Source organism: Anaerococcus porci (assembly GCF_034090325.1).
Classification (GTDB): domain Bacteria; phylum Bacillota; class Clostridia; order Tissierellales; family Peptoniphilaceae; genus Anaerococcus; species Anaerococcus porci.
Genome location: NZ_JAXDSU010000059.1, coordinates 1 through 3,156 on the forward strand (window position 1 = coordinate 1; position 3,156 = coordinate 3,156).

Consider the following 3,156-nt stretch of genomic DNA (forward strand, 5'->3'; position numbering starts at 1 on the left):
TACTACAATTTCACCGGATCCTTTGTTGAGACAGTGCCCAAATCGTTACACCTTTCGTGCGGGTCGGAACTTACCCGACAAGGAATTTCGCTACCTTAGGACCGTTATAGTTACGGCCGCCGTTTACTGGGGCTTAAGTTCTAGCCTTCGATTGCTCTAAGCCTTCCCCTTAACCTTCCAGCACCGGGCAGGTGTCAGCTCCTATACTTCATCTTGCGATTTTGCAGAAACTTGTGTTTTTGGTAAACAGTCGCTTGGGCCTGGTTTCTGTGGCCATATTGCTATGGCTCCCCTTCTCCCGAAGTTACGGGGACATTTTGCCGAGTTCCTTAACAAAGGTTCTTCCGCGCGTCTTGGTATTCTCTACCTCCCTACCTGTGTCGGTTTTGGTACGGGCGCTTTTGTCTGGATAGTGACTTTTCTTGGCAATTTGGAGTCATCGACTTCTCTACTTATGTTTTCGATTCCTATCAGTTTTCAGAATTTATGAATGGCGGATTTGCCTACCATTCTTCCTACGACCTTAGACCATCATTTCCATCAGATGGCTTCGATTATCCTCTTGCGTCATCACATCTCTCTTAACGACTTCAAGCGGTACAGGAATATAAACCTGTTATCCATCGCCTACGCCTTTCGGCCTTAGCTTAGGTCCCGACTTTCCCTGAGGGGACGAGCCTTGCTCAGGAGACCTTAGGGTTTCGACGGGGATGATTCTCACATCCCTTCTCGCTACTCATGCCAGCATTCTCTCTTGTATTAAGTCCACTTTTGCTTTCGCCTTGGCTTCTTCCCTAATACAATGCTCCTCTACCACTAATAGAGGTATTAAGTTTAGCTATGAGTTGGTACGTCTTTTTTTACGTTTTATTAACTCGTTAACCAGTGATCTTTTTTGTAGTTAAGCTTTTTTGCTTATTACCTACTTTGACTTTAGACTTGTGTTTTTTTTGATAATTTCTTATCCATTATGTCTTTGCGTCTGAAATTTTTGAATTTCTTTTTTTAATCTCTTCTGTATTGTTTTGTTAATATTTCCAATCTCATTTGTAAACTTAATCCCTCTATTAATCCGAAGCTTCGGTATTGAATTTGAGCCCCGTTCATTTTTGGCGCAAACCCACTTGACCAGTGAGCTATTACGCATTCTTTAAATGCATGGCTGCTTCTAAGCCAACGTCCTGGTTGTCTTAGTAGATTCACATCCTTTTCCACTTAATTCAAATTTTGGGACCTTAGCTGTCGGTCTGGGCTGTTTCCCTTTCGACTTAGAAGCTTATCCCCCTAAGTCTGACTCCCTGACTTGATTTTTTGGCATTCGGAGTTTGATAGGTTTCGGTACGGTCATCCGCCCTAGACCATTCAGTGCTCTACCTCCTAAAATCTTAGGTCAGAGGCTAGCCCTAAAGCTATTTCGAGGAGAACCAGCTATCTCCGGGTTCGTTTGGTTTTTCGCCCCTATCCACAGTTCATCCGATGCGTTTTAAACCGCACCCGGTTCGAGCCTCCATTGAATTTTACTTCAACTTCACTCTGACCATGGATAGATCACCCGGTTTCGGGTCTATTCCAATTTACTTTCGCCCTATTAAGACTCGCTTTCGCTACGGCTACTGATCTTAAATCATTAACCTTGCACTTTAGAATAACTCGCTGGCCCATTCTACAAAAGGTACGACATCACGTTCTTACACGCTTTGTCTGCTTGTAGGCACTAGGTTTCAGGTTCTATTTCACTCCCCTTTCGGGGTTCTTTTCACCTTTCCCTCACGGTACTTGTTCACTATCGGTCACATGTTAGTATTTAGCCTTAGGGGATGGGCCCCCTATCTTCACACCGGGTTTCTCGTGCCCGGTGATACTTTCCCTCAACTTTCTTAAGCCTTTCGTTTACAAGACTTTCACTTTCTTTGGTTTAGTTTTTCAACTAATTTAACTAGACTTATTTAAGCTTTCTGAGTTAGGCTCTTTTCCTTTCGCTCGCCGCTACTTAGAAAATCGAATTTTCTTTCTCTTCCTCCTGCTACTTAGATGTTTCAGTTCGCAGGGTCTTACTTCACTAAGCTATGTATTCACTTAGTGATGACTGTGTCTTCCACAGCCGGGTTGCCCCATTCGGAGACCTAGGGGTCTTTGCTTTTTGTGAGCTTGCCCTAGTTTTCGTTCACTTACGTCCTTCTTCGCCTTCATGTGCCAAGGCATCCACCTTGTGCCCTTTCTTTCTTGACTGGAAATATTTATAGCTATTTAATTGTTTAGGTTCTTTTCGCTTATTTTCTTAAGCTTTGGTGGAGATGAAGAGATTCGAACTCTTGACCCCCTGCGTGCAAGGCAGGTGCTCTCCCAACTGAGCTACACCCCCATATTTACCTTTAAAATGGACTACAACTTCAAGTTTTTTTACTTTCCCAAACTTAAGTTTTATATTTTAATTTTCTTTGTATGAAAAACTAACTTGTCAGTTTCTCATCCTTAGAAAGGAGGTGATCCAGCCGCACCTTCCGATACGGCTACCTTGTTACGACTTCACCCCAGTTACTGACCCTACCTTCGACTGCTGCGTCCTAAAAGGTTCGCTCACAGGCTTCGGGTATTGCCAACTTCCATGGTGTGACGGGCGGTGTGTACAAGACCCGGGAACGCATTCACCGCGACATTCTGATTCGCGATTACTAGCAACTCCAACTTCATGCACTCGAGTTGCAGAGTGCAATCCGAACTGGGACAGGTTTTTTGAGTTTTGCTTAAGGTCGCCCTCTCGCTTCCCTCTGTACCTGCCATTGTAGCACGTGTGTAGCCCAAGTCATAAAGGGCATGATGATTTGACGTCGTCCCCACCTTCCTCCGGTTTATCACCGGCAGTATCGCTAGAGTCCCCAACTTAATGATGGTAACTAACGATAGGGGTTGCGCTCGTTATGGGACTTAACCCAACATCTCACGACACGAGCTGACGACAACCATGCACCACCTGTATTACAGTAGACCGAAGTCCTTAGTATCTATCTCTAGATTCCTCCGTAATATGTCAAGACTTGGTAAGGTTCTTCGCGTTGCGTCGAATTAAACCACATGCTCCGCTGCTTGTGCGGGTCCCCGTCAATTCCTTTGAGTTTCACACTTGCGTGCGTACTCCCCAGGCGGAGTGTTTAATGC

General features: G+C 44.8%; 1 tRNA gene and 2 rRNA genes. All 3 read right to left on the minus strand.

Annotated features, from left to right (window positions below):
- Nucleotides 1-2,229, minus strand: a 23S ribosomal RNA gene (locus SOR60_RS06115); the annotation flags it as partial.
- Between the two features lie 57 nt (nucleotides 2,230-2,286).
- Nucleotides 2,287-2,362: transfer RNA gene (locus SOR60_RS06120), tRNA-Ala, on the minus strand.
- 114 nt (nucleotides 2,363-2,476) lie between these two features.
- A 16S ribosomal RNA gene (locus SOR60_RS06125) occupies nucleotides 2,477-3,156 on the minus strand; the annotation flags it as partial.